This window comes from Caldanaerobacter sp. (genome assembly GCF_049701115.1).
Taxonomy (GTDB): domain Bacteria; phylum Bacillota; class Thermoanaerobacteria; order Thermoanaerobacterales; family Thermoanaerobacteraceae; genus Thermoanaerobacter.
On sequence record NZ_JBNATX010000007.1, the window covers coordinates 39,500 to 63,127 of the forward strand.

The following is a 23,628-nucleotide window of genomic DNA, read 5'->3' on the forward strand; positions in this document are numbered from 1 at the left end:
AATCCCTCCTATCTATTAAACACCCCCAATAACCTCATGAAAAAGCTATCTGTTCTTTTCATGGTTTCAGAAACTTCATTCTTTGCCATATTCGGCACGTATTCCACTTTTACATACACAATTTGGTTCTTTTCAGGAACCTGCATTTTAAGCCTTTCTTTGGCGATCTCTTCGATTCTGGCAGGATTGCTCATCGAGGCAATTTCTGCTCTGAGCTGTTGATTAATGTTCTCCGTATATTGTATCTGTTTTTCTAACTTATCTATGGCAAGAGATTTTTCATATATAAGTGCATATCTATAAAGCACCAAAAGGCTTAAAGAGGCAATAATAGCTACTAAAACAAGATTTTTCAACTTGGCATTCTTTTTTGCTTTTTTCTCGGAACCTTTTTCATAAGAGGTATATGGGGGATATTGATAATTATAATCTTTTTGGGCTACTATCAATTTATTCTACCTCCATTTCTTTTAGAACTCACAGTTTCTCTGCCACCCTAAGTTTTGCACTTCTTGCCCTTGGATTCTCCTCCACTTCTTCCTTGGAAGGCAAAATAGGCTTTTTGGTTATAATTTTTATCATAGGCTCTTTACCACAAGTACAGGGTAAATCAGGAGGGCAGGTACAGGGATTTTCGAGTTTTTTAAAAGTATTTTTTACTATTCTGTCTTCCAAGGAGTGGAAAGTAATCACCGCTATCCTCCCTTTCCCCCTCAATACCTCTACCATATCTTCTAACGCTTTATCCAAGTCTTTAAGTTCCTCATTTACTTCTATCCTTATGGCTTGAAAAGTTCTCTTTGCCGGATGAGGTCCTTCTCTTCGAGCAGAAGCCGGAATAGCTTTCTTTATAATCTCCACCAGCTGAGAAGTAGTCTTTATATCTCCCTTCTTTCTCTCCTCCACTATAAACCTCGCTATACGGGAAGCCCATTTCTCTTCTCCATATTCCCTTATCACTCTTTCTAGCTCTTTCTCTGAATATTTGTTCACAACATCATAGGCAGAAAAAGGGGAGTTTTTGTCCATTCTCATATCAAGAGGAGCGTCCTTCATATAAGAAAAGCCCCTCTCCACTTCTTCCAGCTGGTAAGAGGAGACCCCCAAATCCAAAATAACACCATCAATCTTTTTGATGCCCAAACCTCTTAATATCTCTTTTATATTTTTAAAATTATCTTTAATGAAAATCACATTTTCATACATCTTTAGCCTTTCTTTAGCTGTCAAAATCGCTTCTTCATCTCTGTCAATTGCAATCAATTTTCCGGTGGTAAGCCTTTTTAATATCTCTTCCGAATGGCCTCCACCACCTAATGTTCCATCTACATATATTCCCTGTGGGTTTATATTTAAATTTTCTATAGCCTCTTTAAGAAGCACACTTTTATGAAGGTATTCCATAAGTCTCTACCTCAAATTCATATATTTAAGTTATCTCAAATTCATATATTGAAGTTATCTAAATGCTCTGCAATTTCCTCAAAAGATACATCTGTGGTATTTGAATACTCCTCCCAAACCTCTTTGCTCCAAATTTCTACCCTTGTCGATACTCCTATAAATATAACGTCCTTTTCTATTCTCGCATGTTCCCTCAAATGGGACGGTATAAGTATTCTTCCCTGTTTGTCCACCTCGCATTCAACGGCACCTGCAAGAAAAAATCTAGTAAAAGCTCTCGCATCTTTCTTGGTAAGAGGGAGCGTTTTTAGTTTTTCTTCTATATTTTTCCATTCATCCATTGAGTACACAAAAAGGCAGTTATCTAACCCTTTAGTGAGCACAAATTTTTCTCCTAATTCCTCTCTAAATTTTACAGGAATTATGACTCTTCCCTTCGAATCAATTGTGTGTTCGTATTGCCCCATTAACATGGCGCGTCCCCAACTTTCCTTTCACATTCTCCCACTTACCACCACTATTCACCACTTAATATGTTATTCTATATAAAATCAAAAAATCCTGCTAAATTTTTATAAAAAAATAAAAAAACAGGTCTTTAGACCTAGAAAAATCTAAAGACCTATTTAACAGGGTATATAATAGACATCGCACTGTTTTCTTCTTTTAAATGATTCTCAACCCTTTTTGCTACATCCTCAAAATTTATCTGATGTAAAACTTTTAAATATTCCATCAAATCTATATCCTTCATGTACAGGTTTATAAAACTATAAGCTATGCTCTCCACTGAATTAAAAGTCCTAAGAAATTTCCCAATGTACTTTTTCTTTATTCTTTCAAAGGTCTCTCTGTCCAAAAAGTTTTTTTCATTGAAAGCATTGATAATAATATCCCTAACTTTAAGCGGTTCTTTTGACTGCCCACCTATTATAGTGTATCCATAGTCTATCTCTCCTGAATAATCAAAGCCAAAAGTACTATCTACAAGACCTTCCTGATATAGTTTTTCGTAAAGTTCAGAACTTCTACCGACAGCCATTTCTAATCCTATCTGCACTTCTAAACTCTTTTTCAATAAATCCCTTCCACCAAAGCCCACATCTGTGTCCTTGAAAGCCAAATTAAAAAGAGGAATAGAAACTTGCATTTTTTGAATTACTTCCTTTTTAAAAACTGTAGCAGGTTCTTCAGGATAAATTCTTTTTATCTCCCCTTGTTTTTTTACTTGCCTTACATTTTCTTTTATGACCCTAAAAGTCTTATCGACATCGATATCCCCCACTGCAAATAAGACCATATTTTCGGGGTGATAAAAGGTGTAATAACATTTGTATAAGATATCCTTATCAATCCTTGAAATGGACTCGATGCTGCCCGCTATATCTTTTTTTACAGGATATACATGATACAAAGCTTCCAGAGCATTAAAATATACTCTCCAACTGGGGTCATCCTGATACATTCTTATCTCTTGAGCTATTATCCCTTTTTCTTTCTCAACATTTTCATCAGTAAAGTAAGGATTTTGTACAAAATTGAGGAGAAGCTTCAAGTTATCATAAAAATTTTCAGTACTAGAAAATAAATAAGCGGTAGTAGTAAAATTGGTATATGCATTGGCAGAAGCTCCAAGTTGTGAAAATTTTTCAAAAACGCTACCTTCTTCCTCCTCAAACATTTTATGTTCAAGAAAATGAGCTACACCATCGGGCACTTCAGTAACATAGTCATCTCCAGGGGCTATAAACTTACTGTCATTCGAACCAAACCTGGTTGCAAATATAGCAAACTGCTTTGTATATCCTTTCTTAGGCATCACATAAACTTTGAGCCCATTTTCAAGCTCTTCAAACAAAATCTTCTCTCTGACCTTTTCATCATAAACCTGCTGCACTGTTTATGCCTCCTTTTTATTCCTCATAAAGTAAACAGTATCCAATTTCACCTTTTTAGATACTTCCACCACGTCTTCTTTACTGACTTTCTCTATTTTCTTTATGAATTCCTCTATTCCTAAATTTGCCCCTGCTATCTTTTGGGAGAGATAGTAGTCTGCTTTTGAAGTTGCATTGTCTTTTATAGCATTCAGCGAAGTGTATAAGGACTTTTTAGCAGATTCAAATTCATAATCTGATATATTACCCTTTTCCATCTCTCCGACCTCTTTAAGGATTATATCAAGGGCTTTGCTGTAATTTTCTACTTCAATTCCTGAACTTATCACCATAAGTCCTTTAAACCTTTCTAAACGTGAATAAGCGTAATAGGCAAGGCTTGCTCTTTCTCTAACATTCATAAAAAGTTTAGAAAAAGGTCCTCCTCCTAAAACAGTATTATATACTAAGAGAGGATAATACTCTTCACTCCCTGGAGGTACATTTGTTCTGAAACCTAATGTAAGTTTACCTTGATTAACATCTAACTCTTCGGTTACATATTTTACTTCCTTCACTTCCTTCCTTACATCTGCAAGTGTAATATCTAAAATCCCCCTTCTCTGAAGATTAAAATATTTTTCAAAAACCTCCTCTGCATACCGTGGATTAATGTTCCCCACTACATATATATCTATCGGTAACGCATCTAAACACCTTTTGTAATACTCAAAAAGGTTTTTCTCATTTATTAGGTCAAGGTCCTCTTTTTTCCCCAGTTCAAAGATGGAGAAAGGTTCTCCTTTACACATTTCTTCATAACACCGATCAACCGCATATTTTGTTTTATCATTTATCCTCGAATCTATTAAATTCTTCTGAACCTCCTTTTCTTGTAAAACATATTCTTTAAAAAAAGCTCCATCCTGCGTAAAAGGTTTAAAAACCAGCTCGTGTAAAAATTCTATGCCTTTTTCAAATATATTTTCTCCCACATATTCTTCCTGTGGTAATTCCAACCTATATTGTTGAAAATGTATTTCCCCTTTTTTATACACAGACACGGACATAGTAGTTCCATAAAGGCTTTCTAAATATTTTACTATGTCTTTATAGGTTTTAAGAGAAGAAGTACCTCTTTTTAAAACAGAAGGAATAAGAGCATACCAAGTAGCTTCTTCCCCTAAGTTATTGCGCACATAGAGATTCACTGTGACTGTTTTAAATTTGTCCGTAACATCAAGGTATAGATTTATCCCATCACCTATTTTTTTATGTATAAGCTCCATCTAATCCACTCCTTCTAAAATAATCCAGATATTTTACTACAGGATAATTGTATCACAAATTTGATAATACATAAACCCGGGGAAGCCCCCAGGTTTTTACATGCCAGGTGTGATACGCTTAACTATTTCGGAAATTTGCTTAGCAAACTCCGACACCGGTCTTCCTTCAGAAATTCCCCTCGCTATATTGTCAATCCTTTTATAAAGGTCCGGGTCAGCAGTCACATACACTCTTGTTATAGACTTATCTGTATCTTTTACGGCTTTTTCTATTTTCTTCTTTACATCCTTTTCGTGAGTTCCCTGAACCTTTGCCTTCATGTCCACTCCTACAAGAGCAGTCGTACCTGATATGACGACAGTAGCCTTGTTGACTTCAGGAATTCTAGCCACACTTGTCGCAATCCTTGAAGCCCTCATGCTCTCTGTAGTTGGCTTTCTAACGGGCGCAGGTGCCGGAGTCGTAGGAGCTGTTGGCGCAGGTGTAGTATATCCCGGCGTTGGGGTAGTCTTTGATGGAGTCGGTGCTGGTCTTGTAGGAGCAGGCGTATATCTTGCTGGAGCGGGTTTTTTTGTAGCCGTCTTACACCCTGCCATCGAAGTCAAAATCATTATCCCTATCAACAAAATTGTTATTGCATTTCTTATTTTTTTCAATGCTATACACCTCCTCAAAATATATTTTTACACGTTTATGAGAAAGTATTATGCTAAATTATGGAAAATTATTAAAAACATTTGAAAAATTTTTATGAGTAATATATAATCCATATGTGTATGATTAATGGAGGGAGAATAAATGGAAATAGGAATTGTTGGTCTACCAAATGTAGGAAAAAGTACCCTTTTTAACGCAATAACGAAGGCTGGTGCAGAATGCGCCAATTACCCTTTTTGCACCATTGAGCCAAATGTAGGGATTGTATCTGTACCCGATGAAAGATTGGATTTTCTTGCTAAAATTGAAAATCCTCAAAAAGTAGTTCCTGCCACCATAAAATTTGTGGACATTGCAGGCCTTGTAAAAGGCGCAAGCAAAGGAGAAGGTTTAGGAAATAAATTTTTATCTCATATAAGAGAAGTAGACGCAATTTTAAACGTTGTGAGATGCTTTGAAGACAGCAACATAGTGCATGTGGAAGGGTCTATTGACCCCGTAAGAGATGTCGAGATTATAAACCTGGAGCTCATACTGGCTGATTTAGAAACTGTAGAAAGGCGAATGCAAAAAACTTCAAAACTTGCTAGAAACGATAAAAAAGCCGCCTTTGAACTTGAAGTTTTAGAAAAAATAAAAAATACACTGGAAGAGGGAAAGCCTGCAAGGACAATTCAGTTCAATGAAGAAGAAAAAGCCATAGCAAATCAGTTAATGCTTCTAACTTCAAAACCTGTGATGTACGTTGCAAACATATCAGAAGAGGACTTAATCTCTGGAGAAGAAAATCCACATGTAAAAAAACTGAGAGAATATGCATTAAAAGAAGGTTCAGAAGTTTTAGTGATAAGCGCAAAAATTGAAGAAGAACTAGCAGCTCTTCCTGATGAAGAAAGAAATGATCTTCTAAAAGAATACGGGCTCAAAGAGCCCGGGCTTAACAATATAATAAGGCACGGATATTCCCTTTTAGGTTTAATTACATTCTTCACTGCAGGTCCCAAAGAAGTACATGCCTGGACAATAAAAAGGGGAACTAAAGCTCCTCAAGCGGCTGGTAAAATCCACTCTGACTTCGAAAGAGGATTTATAAGAGCAGAAGTAATCTCTTTTGAAGATTTGGTCAAAGCAGGCTCACAGGCAGCAGCAAGAGAAATGGGGCTTTTAAGGCTTGAAGGCAAAGACTATGTCATGCAGGATGGAGATGTGGTAGTATTTAGGTTTAATGTATAATCTACTCCAGGCTTATTTCTACATGTTCTCCATCCTCTTCATCGTATACATCTACGATTTTCCCTGTTTCTCCTTCCTCTATAGCTTTTAAAAGGTCATTAAAATCTATGCCGTGTTCTTCTAATAAGTCACTGGGTGTAAATCTGCCCGCTATTCTCATGCCCCATGATAAAAGGCTGTAAGGTATAGATAAATTTACTTTCACTTTGTTAGTGTTCGTATCCGTCACCTTAATCTTCAACCATCTAAATCTTCTTGGAACCCTTTTAATCTCTCTTTCTTCTTCCATTTCTAAAGCTTTCAAAAGTTCAGCGGCTTCCTCCGCTGTTATTTTTTTCTCTTCAACCATTTTTAGAATTCTCAATCTTTCTTCCATACACCTCACCTCATTCCAAGGTAATGTCTCCATTTATTGAATTTATTTGAATTTCTACCTTCTTTTCTGCTTCTTTAAAATTTTTTGTACTCCCTTTTAAATAGTGCTTATTTTTTATAGTTTGAGAAACTCCTGGTAAATTTACACTACAATCTCCAGTTATAGTCTTTAATTTATAATTCACTCCTAGATTTTCATCTTCTAATCTCACTTTAACATCCCCGTTTATGGTATCTATTTTCACAAAAGCTTTCGGCAAATTCATTTTAATATTGTAAATAGAAATATCCCCATTTACCGTTGAAATATTTGCTTCCTCTAAATATACATGTTTTAAATTTACATCGCTATTAACGTTTTTTATGTTTACTTTTTTCATATTTAGATTCTCAGCAGAAATATCCCCATTTACAGATTCAAGTTTTACTTCCTCACATCTAACATCTGGCAGACATACCTCAATTTCCGCTTTTTTCAGAGTTCTATCGCTTACTATATTTAAACAATTTCCTTCATATTTTACATCTAAACCTCTTCCTCCACTTCTTACTGTATACTCCGCCTTTACTCGGATGTAATCATTATCCCAACTCTTCAAAACTACATCGCCATTTGCAACCATTATTCTTAAAGAAACATTCTCTTCAATATCTTTAAATTCAAATTCCTTCTCGAGTTTTTCCTCCTTACCTTTAAAGATAAAATCCAATATACCGTCAGCAATGCTATTCCCAAAATCTATTTTCTTCATTCCCTCAATTTTTTGTTCAACCTTATCAAGTTTTTCCTCTATTATTTCTTCTGGAAGATTTGGAAGAACAGTCACACTCTCTTTAAATTTGTCTAACAGGCTAAATTTACTTTCTTTTTGAAAATTCACTTTGTTTCTACCTTCTAAAGCGTCCAAAAGTATAGCAGCTTCCTCTGCAGTAATCTTACCTTCCTCCAGCATTCTCAATACCGCCATTTTTTCCTCTTCCATCAAACACCCTCCCTCATCCTTCTTTAAGAAGCTTTATAGCTTCATCTACAGTGATTTCCCCTTCTTCTAACTTCCTCAGCACCTCCTTCTTATCGACCACAGGTCTTCTTTCCACTTCATACCCTAATGCTGCAATCAAATTATCCAGTTTGTTCCTTATAGTCGGATATGACAGATTGAGTTCTTTTTCCATCTCTCTTATATTTCCTCTTGTCTTTATGAAAATCTCTAACAGCTCCCTCTGTTCTTTAGTGAGATAGCAAAATTTGCAAAGTTCAAATTGCCCTTCAATAGCAGTTCCACAGTGAGAGCACTCTAATCTCGTAACCCTCATCTTTTCCCCGCACACAGGACAAATCCCTATCACTTCCCTCATAGGTTTCACCTCAAGTCATAAGCTTTGATTTCATTATAACACTTCCTTTAAAAATGTCAATATCAATTTTAATTTTTTTAATTTTATCTAGCTCAAAGTTTAATTTTTAAAAAACAAATTTGAGTCAGGTTGCAACCTGACTCAAATTTCTATTACTTCTTCTTCAAAATTGTCTATAAATTTTTGGTAATCCATCTTCTCTTCCGCTTCTAAAACTCTCTCCAGCTTAGGCTTTGTAGCAGGATGTTTTGGAACGAATATAGTACAGCAGTCCTCATAAGGCCTTATAGAAATTTCATAAGTGCCAATTTTCTGAGCTATATCAATTATTTCCCTCTTATCCATCCCAATCAAAGGTCTAAAAACAGGAAGTGAAACAGAAGAATTGGTTACATACAGGCTTTCAATGGTCTGGCTTGCCACCTGTCCAAGGCTTTCTCCCGTTATGAGGGCTAGAGAGCCATTCTTCTGAGCGATCTTTTCCGCTATTTTCATCATCATTCGTCTCATTATTATTGTCGTTAACCTAGCAGGGCATTTTTCGTAAATTTCAAGCTGCAAGTCAGTGAAGTGGACTACATGGAGTCGCATCCCCCTTCCATATTGAGAAAGCACTTTACACAGGTCCACAACTTTTTCCTTCGCCCTATCTGACGTGTACGGAGGACTGTGGAAATAAACAGCCTCTACTTCTACACCCCTTTTCATCATCATCCATGCCGCTACAGGGCTGTCAATCCCTCCCGAAAGAAGTACAATCGCTTTTCCATTAGTACCAAGTGGAAGACCTCCTGCCCCTTCAATAACCCCTGCATATAAAAAGGCTTTTTCCCTTATCTCTACATTAAGGAGCACATCAGGATTGTGTACATCCACTTTCATGTTTTTCACATTCTTCAAAACGGCTGCTCCTACTCTTCTGCTTATCTCCATGCTATTATAAGGAAAGGCCTTGTTGGGCCTTTTGGTTTCTACCTTGAAAGTTTTGCCCTGGTGACTTTTCATGAGATCTACAGCAGCTTTAAAAATTTCCTCAAGGTCAAGGTCAGCCTCTTTTGCCCTCGTTATCCCGACTATTCCAAAGACTTTTTTTAATCTTTCTATTGCCTCTTCAACATTTTTTTCGCACTCCACATAAATTCTTCCATGGGTTTTTTCAACTTTTACGCCATCAAAATCTCTTAAAGCGTATTTTATATTTTTTACAAGTGCATTTTCAAAAAAAGACCTGTTTTCCCCTTTCAATGCCAATTCTCCGTATTTTATGAGAAGTACGTCTTTCATTATTTTACCTCCGTTTAAATCTTCTTAAAAAGTCAACTTTTTTCTTCAAGATATCTACAGTGTAATCAATATCCTTTTCAGTATTAAAAATGCCAAGAGAAAATCGGATAGCACCCTCTAATAAATCACCTTTTAAACCTATCGCCTTCAATACATGGCTTTCTCCTCTCTTTTTAGAAGAACATGCAGAACCAGTAGATACGTAAATACCCTCTTCTTCTAAAGCGTGCAAAAGCACCTCTCCCCTGACTCCACGGAAAGAAACATTAAGTATATGCGGCGCGCCTTCTTCTACTTCAGGTCCATTCAAATGCACATCTTTTATTTCTGAGGAAATACCCTCCCACAAGCTCTTTTTTAACTCCATGAGTTTCTGAGAAACTTCTTCTAAACTTTCTTTGGCCAGTCTGCTAGCAACTCCAAATCCCACAATACCGGGCATATTTTCTGTGCCAGACCTTATGTTCTTTTCCTGCCCTCCTCCAAATATTATGGGGCTTATCCTCACTTCCTCCGATAAATATAGCGCCCCTACTCCTTTTGGACCGTGAATCTTATGCGCACTTAAAGACACCATGTCAAGCTTTTGTTTCTTTACGTCAATCTCTATCTTGCCAGCAGCTTGTACAGCATCTACGTGAAATAAAACGCCATTTCTCTTCGCTATACTTGCTATCTCCTCAATAGGCTCTATGGTACCTATTTCGTTATTTACTGCCATAATTGAGATGAGTATAGTCTTATCGTTAATAGCATTCTCAACATCCTCAGGATTAACCTTTCCCTTTTTGTCCACTTCAATGTAAGTAACTTTAAACCCACTTTCTTCTAAAAATTTAAGCACATTTAAAATTGAAGGATGTTCTATAGTAGAAGAAATTATGTGATTTCCTCTTTTCTTGAGGCTTCCTGCCACTCCTATGAGAGCAAGGTTATTAGACTCTGTCCCGCCAGAAGTGAATATAATGCCCTCTGGTCTGCCGCCTATAAGACACGCAACATTTTCTCTCGCTTCTTTTAAGAGCTTTTCTGCTTGATAACCCTTTCTGTGAAGAGAAGAAGGATTACCATATTCCTCTTCTAAAACTTCAAGCATTTTGTCTATAACTTCTTTTCTCACTTTTGTGGTAGCACTGTTGTCCAAATACACTTCCATAATCATCATCCCTTTATTTTGCAAATTTAACTAAAAGATTAATAATCCTTTGCACATCTTCATAAGTAGCCTTTCCATCCTCACTGGCAAGTATACAGTCTTTTGCATGCTCCTGTATTATTGACATGCCTACTTTTTCTAAAGATGCCTTTACCGCTGCAATTTGAAGTAAAATCTCCTCACAGCTTTTTTCCTCTTCCACCATTTTTTCTATTCCAGCTATATGACCTTTTATGGTCCTTAATCTCATTAATATATCATTTCTCAAATTGTCTACCACTTGCAACACACCTTTCAAAAGTTTGTTTTCCTATATTAACTTTGCCATAAAATTTGCAAACAGTCAATTGTTATGTAAAAAGCCAGCGAATCCGCTGGCAAATCAAGGATTTTGGTACATCTGTGGCGGCTCAAAGGTTGGGAAGGGTTTTTTGTAGAAAATGTCACAAACATCTGTAGCAAATTCCTCACAGGCTGCAGGAGTAGGACAGAATCCGTAAGAAGGTACTAGCAATTGAACATCTACTGCAGATTTTATTATGATCCAGACACCTATTATGACCTCTACAGTAGTAGTTACTCCTACATTCACTTTTCCATATAAACCTTCTCCCATTGCTTCATACTTCATTATAGCTATATTTGGATCAGGTACATAAAGCACGATGTCTTTACTAAAAGTAGTGATATTCCCCGGCAATGTCTGGGTTGTACCATCTGGGTAATTTATAACTACATCGTAAGTTACCTGGAAAGTTGCCTCAACCCTTGCAAAACCAGGTCTTTCGGTGATAGGTGTTATTACAAAGCCTGGCGGCTCTACAAGTGAAATCTTTATATTCGTTATCTCACCAAAGGTCGGCGTCAGAGTAGTTACAGTTGGAACAAAAGTGATTGGAGGTATATTATCTAGGCACAGCCTTTGAGAACAAGCATCGTATATTTTAGTGACTTCTATGCAGGCAATTTCCGTAGGCTCGGGAAGCTGCCCTGGTTGTACGGGGCCCGGCATTATTTCCTGCTGCCCCAATACTTTCCTTGTAAAAGCCATATTTTTTCCCCCTTTATTATTTGAAAAAACTTAGCCTTTTTCTACTACAATATACGCAGATAAAGGGGGATGTGTTACAATTGTCAAAATTCAAATTTCATTCCTGTATGAAGGGGTATAAACCTTTCGCCAAAAGTCTTGTATAATTCTACCTGTGCTTTAAACCCCGTACAGTGGCCTGCTGAAATAAGTTCTATGTCAAATTCTTTTAAAGCTTGTACCGTCTTTAAAATTCTTTCTGAAGAAGCATCAATTAAATGAAGCCCTCCAATTATAGCCAAAATTTTATTCTCTCCAGTAAGTTTTACAGCTCTTTTTGTTATGTTTACAATCCCAGCATGACTGCAACCTGACAATATAACAATTCCTTTTCCTTTTATACTAGCCACAAAAGATATGTCATCCTTCATTGCATCTTCCACAATTCTTCCATCTTCTGTTATAGTTTTTAGGGGAATGCCAACTTCTTCAAAGTCTGTAACCCGTTCAACTTCACCTGTGGTAATAACCCCTGGCATTATTTCTAGAGGATCTCTTGTCAAAAACAAACGTCCCCCATTCTCTTCTATCTTTTCTCTCATATCTTCCCTCATAACCCCTACATGCCTTATAAAAGGATCTGTTATAAAATTTAACCTAAAAATATCTGGATGAGCAATTACAGGAATCTCTTTTTTGCCAATTAATTTCAATACTTCAGCAACGCCTTGAGTGTGGTCATAATGACAATGAGTTAAAATGATAGCATCGATATCCTTAAAAGAAATACCAATTAACTCCATGTTATGGGCTATTGCTTGTATGTTTTGTCCTACGTCTATCAATATATTTTTCTTCTCCTTTCCATACACCTCTACAAAAAAGCAGACACCATGCTGCCCTAAAAATGGACTCTCATATAGCACAGAATCTTCCGCCAGAACCGTAATGACAAGCTTTTCTAACATAAGAGTTACACTCCCTTCAATATGTTAACTCTAATTATATCACAGTTTTTAAAGTATAAAAGAAGCGAGCCTAAAATACATGGCCCGCCATTCATTTAAAGATTTAAATAAGCATGGATACAGGATTTTCCAAAATTTTCTTTAGGTTGAGCAAAAACTTAGCAGCAGTAGCTCCATCAATCAGTCGATGGTCAAAAGAAAGACTGAGTTTCATTGTTTGCCGTATGACGATACTGTCTTCTATTACCACTGGTTCTTTGTATATTTTGTTAACTCCTAATATAGCACTTTCTGGAGGATTTATAATAGGAGTAAAGCTATCTATTTCATACATTCCCAGGTTAGTGATAGTAAAAGTACCACCTGTTATTTCATCAGGAGTTAGCTTGTTCTCTCTTGCTTTTTCACTTAGTTCTTTAATCTCTTTTGAAAGCTCTAATAAAGATTTATTTTCAGCATCCTTCACCACAGGAACTATTAATCCATCCTCTAATGCCACTGCAATTCCTAAGTTGATGTTAGGATTTTTAATTATTTCATCTCCTTCAATAGACCAATTTAAAACAGGATTTTTCTTTAATGCAATAACACAAGCTTTTGCAATCAAATCAGTATAGGTAAATTTATGTTCTCCAGATTTGTTTAAATTCTCTCTTAAATTAACAAGTTCTGTCACATCTACTTTGATGTCTTCCGTCACATGAGGAATCTCTGTCCAGCTTTTTTTCATTCTTTGGCTTATAGTCCTTCTCATAGTGTCCATCGGCACTCTTTCTGCTTTTTGGAGAATTTGTTCTTCTCTTAAAACTATTTCTTTTTCAGTTTTCTCTGGTAAAGTACCAATTTGCTTTTCAGAAATATATCTCTTTACATCTTCCTCTGTAATGCGGCCTCCTGGACCAGTTCCTGTAATCAGAGAAAGGTCAATATTGTGTTCTTTAGCCAATCTTTTAGCCACAGGAGTAGCTTTTATAAATTTCTCTTCTTTTTCTTCTCCTTTAGTTTCTTCTCTCCCTTCTGAACTTAATTCCAATTTTTCTCCTTCTTGTGCAATTATCCCTATAGGAGCTGCTACAGGAACCGTTTCCCCTTCTTGTACTAAAATTTTGGCCAAAATTCCATCTGCAGGTGCTTCCACTACATTAGTTATCTTATCCGTCGATATTTCTACTATTTCCTCTCCTTTTTTTACCTTTTCCCCTTCCCTCTTTAACCATCTATCTACTCTTCCTTCCGTCATAGTAAGCCCCAGTTTAGGCATTACGATGTTCACTGGCATTATTTTTCACTTCTTGCTAAACTCAAACCCACATCAGCATGATAAGAACTTCTAACCAACGGCCCAGAAGCTACATGCTTAAATCCTAATTTGTAACCTATCTCTTCATATCTTTTAAACTGTTCAGGCGTTACATATTCAGCTACTTCTATGTGCTTATGAGAAGGTCTTAAATACTGCCCTATGGTCATCATATCGCAATCAATATCTCTCAAATCCTTCATAACTTCTATTACTTCCTCTTCTGTTTCGCCCAGTCCCACCATAATACCTGATTTAGTAAGTATTAAAGGGTCCAGCTCTTTGACCTTTTTAAGGAGGTTTAAAGACCTAATGTAATCCGCTTTCGGCCTCACTCTTGAGTAAAGCCTCGGAACCGTCTCTACATTGTGATTTATTACATCAGGTTTTGCTTCCACAACAGTCCTGATTGCCTCTTCATTTCCCATAAAATCAGGCACAAGCACTTCAACAGTAACGCCTGGCAGCTTTTTTAGCTCATATATTGTCTTCGCAAAATGTGAAGCCCCACCGTCTGGCAAATCATCCCTTGTAACAGACGTAACTACCACATGCTTTAACCCCAACCTTCTAGCTGCTTCCGCCACTCTTCCCGGCTCTTCCTCATCAAGGGGCTGAGGATGCCCTTTTTCCACTGCACAAAATCTGCAGTTTCTAGTACATATGTTGCCCATTATCATAAAAGTTGCTGTTCTCCTTGCAAAGCACTCACCCATGTTTGGGCAGTTTGCACTTTGACATACGGTATTTAAGCCCATATTTTTCAGAAAAGCTTCCATCCTGTTTAAATCCTCACTTAAAATTCTCACTTTAAGCCATTCAGGCTTTCGCACTGTCAACCACCGCCAATCTAGTTAAATCAATCTCTTCAAATTTTATTTCGAACACTTCTTCAAACTTGTCCACAAGTCTGTCCATCACTTCTTCTATTTCAACTTCTATTCCAAGCTTTCTCATGGAAGTGACACCAAACTCTGTAATTCCACAAGCGTTAATAAGGCCAAAGTAAGACAGGTCAGTGTTAACATTTAAAGCTATTCCGTGCCAAGTTATCCACCTTTTAACAGCAATGCCTATTGCGCATATCTTTTCATTTCCAACCCACACACCCGTGTACTTTTCCTTGCGTCCGGCGATAATCCCGTATTCCCTCAGAAGCTTTATTACAGCTTCTTCTAAATTATGAACAAAAAGATGAACATCTTTCTGCCATTTTGCCAGGTTAAAAACGGGATAGGCTACCACCTGTCCAGGTCCGTGAAAAGTTATTTTTCCTCCTCTTTCCACTTTGTAAAGCTCCGCCTTTTCTTTTATGTAATCAATAGGTACCAGTATGTCTTTACCATATCCACCTGAAACACCTATGGTGTATACTGGCTTATGCTGAAGTAATATCAAAATACCGTCTGTTTCTTCTTTTTTAACTTTTTCAAAAGCCCTAAGCTGTATCTCTTTCCCTTCAAGATAAGGAACTACACCTAATTTTAATACTTCTCCTCTCCTCAAAACAATTCCCCCTATTTTAACCTTTGTTTATTGGCATCCCTAAAGCATCCTCCGCAGCCTCTTTTATGCTCTCAGAAAGCGTAGGATGAGCATGTATGCTATCTGCTAATTCCTCCAGCGTAAATTCCTCTTTTATAGCCAATACTCCTTCGTGTATTATCTCTGTAGCACCAGCTCCTATTATCTCCATACCGACTACTCTTCCATACCTTCCTTCTGCAATTATTTTCACAAACCCATCATTTTCCCCCATAGTCATAGCCCTTCCCAAAGCCGTGTACGGGAAAGTACCTATTTTCACTTCTCCATACTTTTCTCTCGCCTGCGATTCATTAAGGCCAACCCAAGCAATCTCTGGGTTTGTATAAAGGCAGTTAGGTACCACCGTCAGATCCGCTTCTTTTTCTTCCCCTGCTATGTTGTGAGCAGCTACAATTCCCTGATAAGAAGCCACATGTGCCAGTTGTATACTTCCCGTAACATCTCCAATAGCGTATATATTTTCTATGCTCGTCCTCATATGGGAATCCACTTTTATTCCTCTTCCGTTCATCTCGAGGTTTAAAGCATCGACCCCATTTACATTAGGCACTCTCCCCACCGAAACCAAAACAGCATCACATTCGACACTCTCTTGATTACCGTTTTCTGTATAAATTACTCTCAGACCTCTTTCTATTTTTTCTACTTTACTATTTAGATGAAGCTCTATCTTTTGCTTTTTCAATGCTTTTTCCATCACTCCAACTACATCTCTATCAAGCATTGGCAAAAGCTGAGGAAGCATCTCTATCATAATTACTTTGCTCCCCAAAGAAGCATAAATATTTGCAAATTCAAGTCCAATAATTCCTGCTCCAATTATCACTATTTTTTCAGGAATTTTTTCTAATTCCAAAGCTTTATCGCTTGTCATGACGCCTTCTAAGTCAATTCCCTCTATAGGGGGCAGAAATACCTTTGAACCAGTAGCAATTATAAAATTTTTTGCAGTGTACTTTGCTCCATTTACTTCAACAGTATTTTTATCAATAAACGTTCCTTTTCCATTTATAACATCAATATGGTGTAAGTTCATCAAATAACCTACCCCACCTACCAGTCGCTTTACTACCCTATCCTTTTTCTGGCGAAGCTTGGCAATATCCAAAGTGTACTCTGCAGTTATTCCAAAGTCTTTTGCCTCTTTTATGCGGGTTACAAGTTCTGCAGCGTGAGCATAAACCTTTGTAGGAATACACCCTCTATTAAGGCATGTACCTCCCAGAGAATCTTCTTCTACCAAAGCTACTTTTTTACCCAATTCACTTAATCTAATGGCTGCAGTATAACCTCCAGGTCCTCCACCTACTACTATTACATCATAATTCATCTCGTTTACCCTCCTAAGTTTTTTGTATCTCTTTATTATTTTCTACATTTTCCCCTAAATTCCTGCCTAGCATACATCATATTCTACATTAAAACTTTCTGGCATATATTTTACAAGAAGAAAGGGAGGTGAAGGAATGCATAAAATTCTTGTCAACTACGAACAAAATCTGAAATACCTTTATAAAAACATGGAAAAAATATTATTTATAAATGGCGAAAAAGAGGAAGAAATCGCTACAGATTGCAAAAGCAATTTTGACGCCTGCATTGATGATGAAGGCAGGTTAAACGTCATATATCTAAATTCACAAAATGAACTTATCCTTTTAACCTTGGTACAGGGTATCTGGAATAAGAAAATTCTTTACTCCCACAAAGAAAAGGACACTCATCTGGATAATTTTCATTTTTTTATAAAAAACAAAACAGTCCACATCTTCTATACTTCAACAAACCTCAAAAAACCTTACGAAACATTGCTTCTTCATCATAAATGGGACAAAAACTGGACTGGAGGGGCTATAACTCTAATAAAAGGGCCTGTCTCTTTCCCTTTTTATGAAGTTCATGCAGAAGATGAAAAAAATATCCACCTCCTTTATACCACCTCTGAAAAAGGAAAAATGCAACTTTTTTATATGTTTTATTCGAATAATTCCTGGTCTCCCAAAAGTTTGATATCAGAATCGGAAAAAATCTTTTATCCTTCTCTTGTTATAGATGATGAAAAAAACCTTCACTTCCTATGGGGAGAAGAAGACATAATACAGGAAATAAAGTATAGAAAAAAAACTCCTGGAAGCTGGCCTAAAGGAAGTTTTACGCCTCCTTTCACTCTTTCTTATTCCGTAGGAATTGATGCCCTTCACCTCATAGGTATAGAAAAAAATCTCTGGGGAATCTATATGCAAAAAGGAGAATTTTTTGCTTTTATATCTTCAGATAATGGAAATAGTTGGTCTAAACCTTTTAAACTTGCCTTTGGTAAAGAGGAAATAGAGGTCTTTAAATTAAAGGCCCCTATTGAAAAGGTACGGTCAAATTATCTTCTTATAAGCAAAGAAAAAAAAGCTATACCCTTTGAATATCCTCTAAAAAAGGAAATGGAAGACAAAATCAATAATTATTTCACTTTCTACATAAAGGAAGTTCAAGAATATTTAAACTTACTTATAAAAAAACTGCAGAACCTAAAAGAAGAAAAGAAATTGTTAGAAGAAGAAATAAATAGAAAAAATCTTGAACTGACTACTAAAAATAAAATCATATTTGAGCTAGAGGAAAGTATCCAATCATTAAGGGAAGAAAAAACAAGACTTTCAGTAAAAATTAACGACTATAACACTTTGCTTAACAACCTAATAAAAGAAAACAAGAATTTAAAAAAAGAAAATGATGATTTGAAAAATAGAATAGTAATATTGGCATCCAGACTTGATAACATAAAGAATGCCCCTCCTTTGCAGAAAATAAAAAACCTCTTCAGAAAAGAAGAGGACTAAAAACCGCTACACAATTTTAACTATTTTATACCCCGCGGGTATTTTTTCTACTTCGTATATTCCTTTGTATGGAACATTAATTCTCTGCAATAAATTTTGCACCAATTTTAAAGACTCAAGTCCAAATTTGAGAGAATGACTGCACCCTTCTGAGATACTTCTTGGTGTAGGAATAAATTCTGCAGCAATATTGTGCCTTTTTAATACTTTTTCTGCCATAAGCCCATGCTGATAGGAATAAAACACGATCAACCCGTATTTCACAAATACCACCTCAAAACCAGTATATTCTACACTCCCCTCTATTGATACAATATTCCTTCATGTCCATAAATTACTTGAAGGAATTTACAGCTTTCTGTAGAATATATTGATTTGAGGTGGTTAAAATGAATGCAAAATCAACAATAGCAATAGTTTTAGCAGCAATTTCACTTTTCTCTTTTAATTCTGCTTACGCTTCCATCTTTTACTCTTACGGCTATTTTTCAAAAAACAATTTAATAAGGCCTTCTGCTCTTATAATATTAAAACAGCCTGCCTCTCTAAATAAAAAAGCAGTTTCATATACACCATCTTTAAGTATCACAAATAATAACACAACAAATTCGAGCAGTACTCTACAAGTTCAAACAAATACATTGCTCTCACAAGAGGAAAAAACTTTAGTAGAATTGGTGAATAAAGAAAGAGAAAAAAACAACCTATTACCGTTACAGGTAGATGAAAATCTGTGCAAAATTGCTAGACTAAAAGCTATCGACATGCGGGACAACGACTACTTTTCTCACATTTCTCCTAACTACGGCTCTCCTTTTGACATGCTAAAAAAATTCGGAATAAATTATTATATGGCAGGTGAAAACATAGCCACAAATTCTAACGTGATAAAGGCTCATTACTCTTTGATGAACTCAGAGGGGCACAAGGCAAATATATTAAACTCCTATTACAATAAAATTGGCGTAGGAGTTGTTAAAAATAAAGAGGGCAATGAAATAATAATAGTAGAACTTTTTATAAAAGATTAATCCGGGGATTACCCGGATTAATCTTTTTCCATAAAGACTTTATAAGCCCTATAAGCCATGTACACATCCACTTTGGAAGAAAGTTCATAAGGTGCGTGCATACTTAAAAGAGCTACACCGCAGTCCAGCACTTCCATTCCGTAATTGGCTGCATATTGAGCGACAGTACCACCGCCTCCCATATCAACCTTCCCAAGTTCTCCCACCTGCCATATTACTCCATTTTCGTTGAAAAGCCTTCTCACCTTACCCACAAATTCCGCATTTGCATCATTAGCGCCTGCTTTGCCTCTTGAACCAGTGTACTTGGTTATACAAACTCCGTTTCCAAGATAAGCCGTGTTTTGTTTTTCACTCACTTCGGGATAGGTTGGGTCAAAAGCGGCATTTACATCTGCAGAAAGCATCTCAGAATTAGCCATAAGTCTCCTCAATTTTATATCAGTGCTACCTTCATATTTCTCTAGTATTTCTGCAATGACATTTTCAAAAAATCTCGACTGCAAACCTGTATTCCCCATGCTCCCTACTTCTTCTTTATCTGCAAATATAGCAACAGCAGTCCTTTCGGGAACACCTATCTCAAGGATAGCTTTCAGAGAAGTATAAGCAGAAACTCTATCATCCTGCCCGTAAGCTGCAATCATACTTCTGTCAAAACCTACATCTCTGGGCTTATAAGCAGGAACGAGCTCTAATTCGGCACTCAATAAATCTTCTTCCACTATGCCGTATTTTTCATTTAAGTATTTTAATATATTAGGTTTCACACTGACTTCCTCGGAAAGCGGCATGCTGCCAACTAAAGCATTTAAAGCTTCCCCTGTTACGGCTTCAGAAGCCTTTTTTTCCATCTGGTCCTTTCCCAAATGGGGTAATAAATCTGTTATGTAAAGTACAGGGTCTCCTTCATCCTCTCCTACTACTATATTTATCTTCTCGCCATTTGATTTTATAACCACACCGTGCAGTGCCAAAGGTATTGTCACCCATTGATACTTTTTTATGCCACCATAATAATGGGTTTTGAAAAGAGCTAATCCTCCTTCTTCATACAAAGGATTGGGCTTCAAATCTATTCGCGGAGAATCTATATGGGAAGCCACAGCTTTTATTCCTTTTTGCATGGATTCCTTTCCAATTACAGCAAGAACCACTGATTTCCCCTTGTTATTGTAATATACTTTACTCCCCGGCTTAAGATTAGTCACCTTTTCTATATCAATAAAACCATGTTCCTCCGCAATCTTAATTATCTTTTCAGCTGTTTCTCTCTCTGTCTTGCACTCAGTCATAAATTCTTTATAACCCTCTGCAAATTCAAAAACCCTTTTCTTTTCTTCTTCAGATATCCGAGTCCATGCGTTCACGTTTTTATACCCAAATCTTTTTTCAATTTCTTTTAAATCTTTTTCTTCCAATTATGATACCCCCCATTGCTCTTAAAATATTCACTATCTATAATATTATTCCCTTTTTGAATAAAAGTCAAATTTAGTATTGTAAAGGATTAACTCTGTAAAATAGCTTGATTTTTGAGCATATAGATAGCCGCTTGAGTTCTGTCCTTTACTCCCAGTTTACGGAAAATATTATAGACGTGATTTTTCACGGTCTTCTCACTTAAAAACAGTTTTCGAGCAATTTCTTTGTTACTGTAACCTTGTGAAACCAATCGCAATATCTCTATTTCACGGGGAGTAAGCTCTTTTTTCAAAAGGTCTTCATTATAATCCTCTATTTCTTTCATTAAGGAGGGATGGATGTAAACGCCTCCCCCATATATAGTCCGTATAGCTTTTATGAGGTCATCATATTCAGCATCTTTCAATATATAACCTTCTACCCCTAACTTTAAAGCCTCAACAATGTATTCTTTGTCATTGTAAATGGTGAGAAACAAAATTTTTGTAGGATGTTTTTCTGCTTTCAATTTTTTAGCTGCAGTTATGCCGTTCATGACAGGCATGTTTATATCCATCAAAATAATATCAGGAGAAAGGTCTCTGGCAAGTTTATAGGCTTCTTCTCCATTTGAGGCCTGTGATATCACCTTTATATCTTTCTCAAGCTCAATAAGCTGTACAAGGCCTTTCCTTATGAGAGCGTGGTCATCAGCCACTAGCAACCGAATCATCCTCTACCCCCCTTATAGGAATAGAAATGTAAATCTGAGTTCCTTTACCTTTGAAACTACTTATTTCGAATTTGCCTTTTAAAATTTCTACCCTTTCTCTCATTCCCATTAATCCATATCCCTGTCCAATTTTATCTTTTTCGAAACCTACACCATCGTCTTTTATGATTATACTCACATATTTCATTCCAAATTCAAACTTAATGGAGGCATTTTTGGCTTTAGAATGTTTTTTTATATTGGTTAAAGCTTCTTGTACCACTCTAAAACAAGTGAGCTCTATTTCCGGGCTTAACCTATAATAATCTGAAAATACCGTAAAATCAACATGTATACCTGTCTCTTCTTCAAAATTTTTTATGTACCTTGATAAAGCAGGTACAAGCCCCAAATCATCTAGCGATGAAGGTCTTAAGTCATATATTATTTTTCTAACCTCTTTCAAAGATTGCTGAACAATCTCCTTTAAATTCCTGAGCTCCAATTTTGCTTTTTCAACATCTTTGGTAATTAACTTTTCACAAAGTTCTGATTTTAAAAGGACATTTGCCATAGCCTGCGCAGGACCATCGTGTATTTCTCTCGCAATCCTTTTTCTCTCTTCTTCTTGAGCCTCGATAATTTTTACACTTAGAGCTTGCTTGTCTTTGAGCTGCTCCAGCTGTAAGTTCATCGCCTTTAAATCCCCATTCAGATAATTCAAAGCTATATTTATCTGAGAAGATAATTTTTCAGCCTTTTCTATGATTGCACGTGTATCAAGAAGTTTTCTCTCCAGTTCATTTCTTTTTTCTATCAGCTCCTTTTCTTCCCTTCTCTTCAAAGCCAATTCTATCTGCGCCTCTTTTGCCTCCTCATATGCTTCTTTTATAGCCTGCTCCGAGAGGTGACCGAATTGTTTGCTCACCAAAGCCAATTTTAATCGACATTTTTTCTCCTTTTTCTCGCACATTTCTACTTCTTTTATCACATTTATCACTTGCACTTTCAGTTCTTCTAGTTGTGCTTCCAGCCTCCTGGCTTCTTCTTTTGCTTTTTCAAGGATTTCAAAAATTTGATTTTTGCTGTTTTCTATGACTTCTATAGTTTTTTCTACAATGTTTTCGAGTCTTTTTTGATAAAAAACCTCATTTTCCGGTCCCAAGACTCTCACCTCCCGAGCTCACTGTTTTAATAATTCGACAAAAAAGTAAAAAATCCTGCATTTTGATGAAAAAAATGCTAACATAGAAAACAGATAAATTATAAGGGCAGCGATTTTTATGAAAAGGTTATCAAAAAAAGGGATAAAAAATGGTGGAGACGAGGAGATTCGAACTCCCGACCCCCTGCTTGCAAGGCAGGTGCTCTCCCAACTGAGCTACGTCCCCACTTCACACGGTTTTTATTATACCAACTTCTTAAAAAAATTTCAATACTCATTTATTGATTTCTATCTTGGATTCTGGTGATTGCGGCACCGGAACGGTAAATTTGTCGCCTTTTACGTCCACATAACTTGCCGGTACATCTCCTACGATTATGCTTTCTGCAATAGGCATGTGAAGAGTAACCTCCACTTCGTCTGAGGCTAAAGGAGCAATTATCCTTATAGTGGTGCGTATGTCCAGATAGATTCTATGTCTAGTCTGATTTATCCCCGCAGGCTCAAAGTGAGAACTAAAATCTACATCTACTGCTCCCACAGGCAAAAGTCCTATTTTTATCTTTGGTCCTACATTAGCAAATAAATCACTAGAAAAAATCGATCCTAAAGGAATCCTGGCATATAAGGGTCCCATGTTCTTTAAATTTTCTTTGACTTCTTTTATGATTTTCGAAGCTAAAAGATTCATCTCTATTGTATTTGCCTGAAGCATAGAGACCTTTCCATTATTGTCAGTCCTCACATAAATAAGATCTTTATATTCTATACCTTTTAATACCCTCTCATTTATAGCATCATTTATCGTATTTACTGCTGCTTCTTTTGCAGAAGTCTCGCTTACAGCAATTATTGCCGGTTTTAATCTATATTCCGTAAAGTAATAGAAAAAGATTAGCAAAATAGTAATATAAGCTAAATATATGTAAAGGCCCTTAACTTTTCTGTAACCCCATTTCCTTCTTCTCAATAAAAACACCTCCCCTACATTTTATGTAGAG

Annotated in this window: 26 protein-coding genes and 1 tRNA gene; 3 read left to right on the forward strand and 24 right to left on the reverse strand. The window is 36.4% G+C overall.

Translation table 11 applies throughout. The annotated features are described in order from the left end of the window. Positions 1–8: 8 nt before the first annotated feature. The 6 genes from ftsL to ACPLVE_RS04045 form a co-directional block, all read right to left on the reverse strand. Positions 9–449: a cell division protein FtsL gene (gene ftsL / locus ACPLVE_RS04020; protein WP_424610052.1), complete on the reverse strand. Its 441-nt coding sequence runs from the start codon at positions 447–449 to the stop codon at positions 9–11. 28 nt (positions 450–477) lie between these two features. Further along, positions 478–1,404 (reverse strand): 16S rRNA (cytosine(1402)-N(4))-methyltransferase RsmH, encoded by a 927-nt coding sequence (rsmH, locus tag ACPLVE_RS04025; protein ID WP_424610054.1) that lies wholly within the window; start codon positions 1,402–1,404, stop codon positions 478–480. Positions 1,405–1,445: 41 nt separating this feature from the next. Continuing rightward, entirely contained in the window at positions 1,446–1,877 is a 432-nt protein-coding gene (gene mraZ, locus ACPLVE_RS04030; RefSeq protein ID WP_424610056.1) for a division/cell wall cluster transcriptional repressor MraZ, read from the reverse strand. Between the two features lie 149 nt (positions 1,878–2,026). Continuing rightward, positions 2,027–3,301 carry an EF-P 5-aminopentanol modification-associated protein YfmH gene (gene yfmH, locus ACPLVE_RS04035; protein WP_424610058.1) on the reverse strand — a complete coding sequence of 425 codons (1,275 nt, stop codon included), beginning with the start codon at positions 3,299–3,301 and terminating at the stop codon, positions 2,027–2,029. A gap of 3 nt (positions 3,302–3,304) precedes the next feature. Then, complete coding sequence (yfmF, locus tag ACPLVE_RS04040) at positions 3,305–4,570, reverse strand: EF-P 5-aminopentanol modification-associated protein YfmF (protein ID WP_424610060.1); 1,266 nt, start codon at positions 4,568–4,570, stop codon at positions 3,305–3,307. Positions 4,571–4,666: 96 nt separating this feature from the next. Continuing rightward, complete coding sequence (locus ACPLVE_RS04045) at positions 4,667–5,227, reverse strand: YhcN/YlaJ family sporulation lipoprotein (RefSeq protein ID WP_424610062.1); 561 nt, start codon at positions 5,225–5,227, stop codon at positions 4,667–4,669. A 142-nt stretch (positions 5,228–5,369) separates the two neighbouring features. Between ACPLVE_RS04045 and ychF the strand changes: the two genes are divergently transcribed. After that, a complete protein-coding gene (ychF, locus tag ACPLVE_RS04050; protein ID WP_424610064.1) occupies positions 5,370–6,461 on the forward strand; it encodes a redox-regulated ATPase YchF in 1,092 nt (363 codons plus the stop codon). 1 nt (position 6,462) lies between these two features. Here ychF and ACPLVE_RS04055 read toward each other — a convergent pair whose 3' ends face one another. The 12 genes from ACPLVE_RS04055 to lpdA form a co-directional block, all read right to left on the reverse strand. Continuing rightward, a complete protein-coding gene (locus ACPLVE_RS04055) occupies positions 6,463–6,837 on the reverse strand; it encodes an SHOCT-like domain-containing protein (RefSeq protein WP_424610066.1) in 375 nt (124 codons plus the stop codon). 10 nt (positions 6,838–6,847) lie between these two features. Continuing rightward, positions 6,848–7,819: a DUF4097 family beta strand repeat-containing protein gene (locus ACPLVE_RS04060; RefSeq protein WP_424610068.1), complete on the reverse strand. Its 972-nt coding sequence runs from the start codon at positions 7,817–7,819 to the stop codon at positions 6,848–6,850. 13 nt (positions 7,820–7,832) lie between these two features. Next, positions 7,833–8,195 carry a DUF2089 domain-containing protein gene (locus ACPLVE_RS04065; RefSeq protein ID WP_424610069.1) on the reverse strand — a complete coding sequence of 121 codons (363 nt, stop codon included), beginning with the start codon at positions 8,193–8,195 and terminating at the stop codon, positions 7,833–7,835. 141 nt (positions 8,196–8,336) lie between these two features. Continuing rightward, positions 8,337–9,479: a tRNA uracil 4-sulfurtransferase ThiI gene (gene thiI / locus ACPLVE_RS04070; RefSeq protein WP_424610071.1), complete on the reverse strand. Its 1,143-nt coding sequence runs from the start codon at positions 9,477–9,479 to the stop codon at positions 8,337–8,339. Between the two features lie 4 nt (positions 9,480–9,483). Beyond that, positions 9,484–10,635 (reverse strand): cysteine desulfurase family protein, encoded by a 1,152-nt coding sequence (locus tag ACPLVE_RS04075; protein ID WP_424610073.1) that lies wholly within the window; start codon positions 10,633–10,635, stop codon positions 9,484–9,486. 13 nt (positions 10,636–10,648) lie between these two features. Further along, positions 10,649–10,915 carry a metal-sensitive transcriptional regulator gene (locus ACPLVE_RS04080; protein WP_011025881.1) on the reverse strand — a complete coding sequence of 89 codons (267 nt, stop codon included), beginning with the start codon at positions 10,913–10,915 and terminating at the stop codon, positions 10,649–10,651. Between the two features lie 102 nt (positions 10,916–11,017). Then, on the reverse strand, positions 11,018–11,686 hold the full coding sequence (locus tag ACPLVE_RS04085) for a hypothetical protein (RefSeq protein ID WP_424610076.1): 669 nt from the start codon (positions 11,684–11,686) through the stop codon (positions 11,018–11,020). A gap of 83 nt (positions 11,687–11,769) precedes the next feature. After that, the gene (locus tag ACPLVE_RS04090) at positions 11,770–12,633 is read right to left on the reverse strand and encodes an MBL fold metallo-hydrolase (protein WP_424610078.1); all 864 of its coding nucleotides are present in this window, start codon (positions 12,631–12,633) and stop codon (positions 11,770–11,772) included. A 103-nt stretch (positions 12,634–12,736) separates the two neighbouring features. After that, positions 12,737–13,912 (reverse strand): dihydrolipoamide acetyltransferase family protein, encoded by a 1,176-nt coding sequence (locus ACPLVE_RS04095; protein ID WP_424610080.1) that lies wholly within the window; start codon positions 13,910–13,912, stop codon positions 12,737–12,739. Further along, entirely contained in the window at positions 13,912–14,766 is an 855-nt protein-coding gene (lipA, locus tag ACPLVE_RS04100; protein ID WP_424610082.1) for a lipoyl synthase, read from the reverse strand. The genes ACPLVE_RS04095 and lipA overlap by 1 nt, the downstream gene beginning before the upstream one ends. After that, complete coding sequence (lipB, locus tag ACPLVE_RS04105) at positions 14,753–15,439, reverse strand: lipoyl(octanoyl) transferase LipB (RefSeq protein WP_424610084.1); 687 nt, start codon at positions 15,437–15,439, stop codon at positions 14,753–14,755. The genes lipA and lipB overlap by 14 nt, the downstream gene beginning before the upstream one ends. A 16-nt stretch (positions 15,440–15,455) precedes the next feature. Further along, a complete protein-coding gene (lpdA, locus tag ACPLVE_RS04110; protein ID WP_424610086.1) occupies positions 15,456–16,811 on the reverse strand; it encodes a dihydrolipoyl dehydrogenase in 1,356 nt (451 codons plus the stop codon). Between the two features lie 136 nt (positions 16,812–16,947). Here lpdA and ACPLVE_RS04115 point away from each other — a divergent pair, with 136 nt between their 5' ends. After that, complete coding sequence (locus tag ACPLVE_RS04115; protein WP_424610088.1) at positions 16,948–18,315, forward strand: hypothetical protein; 1,368 nt, start codon at positions 16,948–16,950, stop codon at positions 18,313–18,315. Between the two features lie 6 nt (positions 18,316–18,321). Here ACPLVE_RS04115 and ACPLVE_RS04120 read toward each other — a convergent pair whose 3' ends face one another. Continuing rightward, positions 18,322–18,579: a DUF3343 domain-containing protein gene (locus tag ACPLVE_RS04120; protein WP_424610090.1), complete on the reverse strand. Its 258-nt coding sequence runs from the start codon at positions 18,577–18,579 to the stop codon at positions 18,322–18,324. A 125-nt stretch (positions 18,580–18,704) separates the two neighbouring features. On the opposite strand from ACPLVE_RS04120, the gene ACPLVE_RS04125 reads away from it, so the two are divergent. Beyond that, complete coding sequence (locus ACPLVE_RS04125) at positions 18,705–19,346, forward strand: CAP domain-containing protein (protein WP_424610092.1); 642 nt, start codon at positions 18,705–18,707, stop codon at positions 19,344–19,346. Positions 19,347–19,363: 17 nt separating this feature from the next. Here ACPLVE_RS04125 and ACPLVE_RS04130 read toward each other — a convergent pair whose 3' ends face one another. From ACPLVE_RS04130 to yunB, 5 genes are all read right to left on the reverse strand, one after another. Next, on the reverse strand, positions 19,364–20,767 hold the full coding sequence (locus ACPLVE_RS04130; protein ID WP_424610094.1) for an aminopeptidase: 1,404 nt from the start codon (positions 20,765–20,767) through the stop codon (positions 19,364–19,366). Positions 20,768–20,856: 89 nt separating this feature from the next. Continuing rightward, positions 20,857–21,483, reverse strand: coding sequence for a response regulator (locus ACPLVE_RS04135; protein WP_424610096.1), 627 nt, complete (start codon positions 21,481–21,483; stop codon positions 20,857–20,859). Then, positions 21,461–22,627, reverse strand: coding sequence for a sensor histidine kinase (locus tag ACPLVE_RS04140; protein ID WP_424610097.1), 1,167 nt, complete (start codon positions 22,625–22,627; stop codon positions 21,461–21,463). The genes ACPLVE_RS04135 and ACPLVE_RS04140 overlap by 23 nt, the downstream gene beginning before the upstream one ends. Positions 22,628–22,777: 150 nt before the next feature. Then, a tRNA-Ala gene (locus ACPLVE_RS04145) sits at positions 22,778–22,853 on the reverse strand. 48 nt (positions 22,854–22,901) lie between these two features. Then, entirely contained in the window at positions 22,902–23,597 is a 696-nt protein-coding gene (gene yunB / locus ACPLVE_RS04150; RefSeq protein ID WP_424610099.1) for a sporulation protein YunB, read from the reverse strand. Between the last annotated feature and the right edge of the window lie 31 nt (positions 23,598–23,628).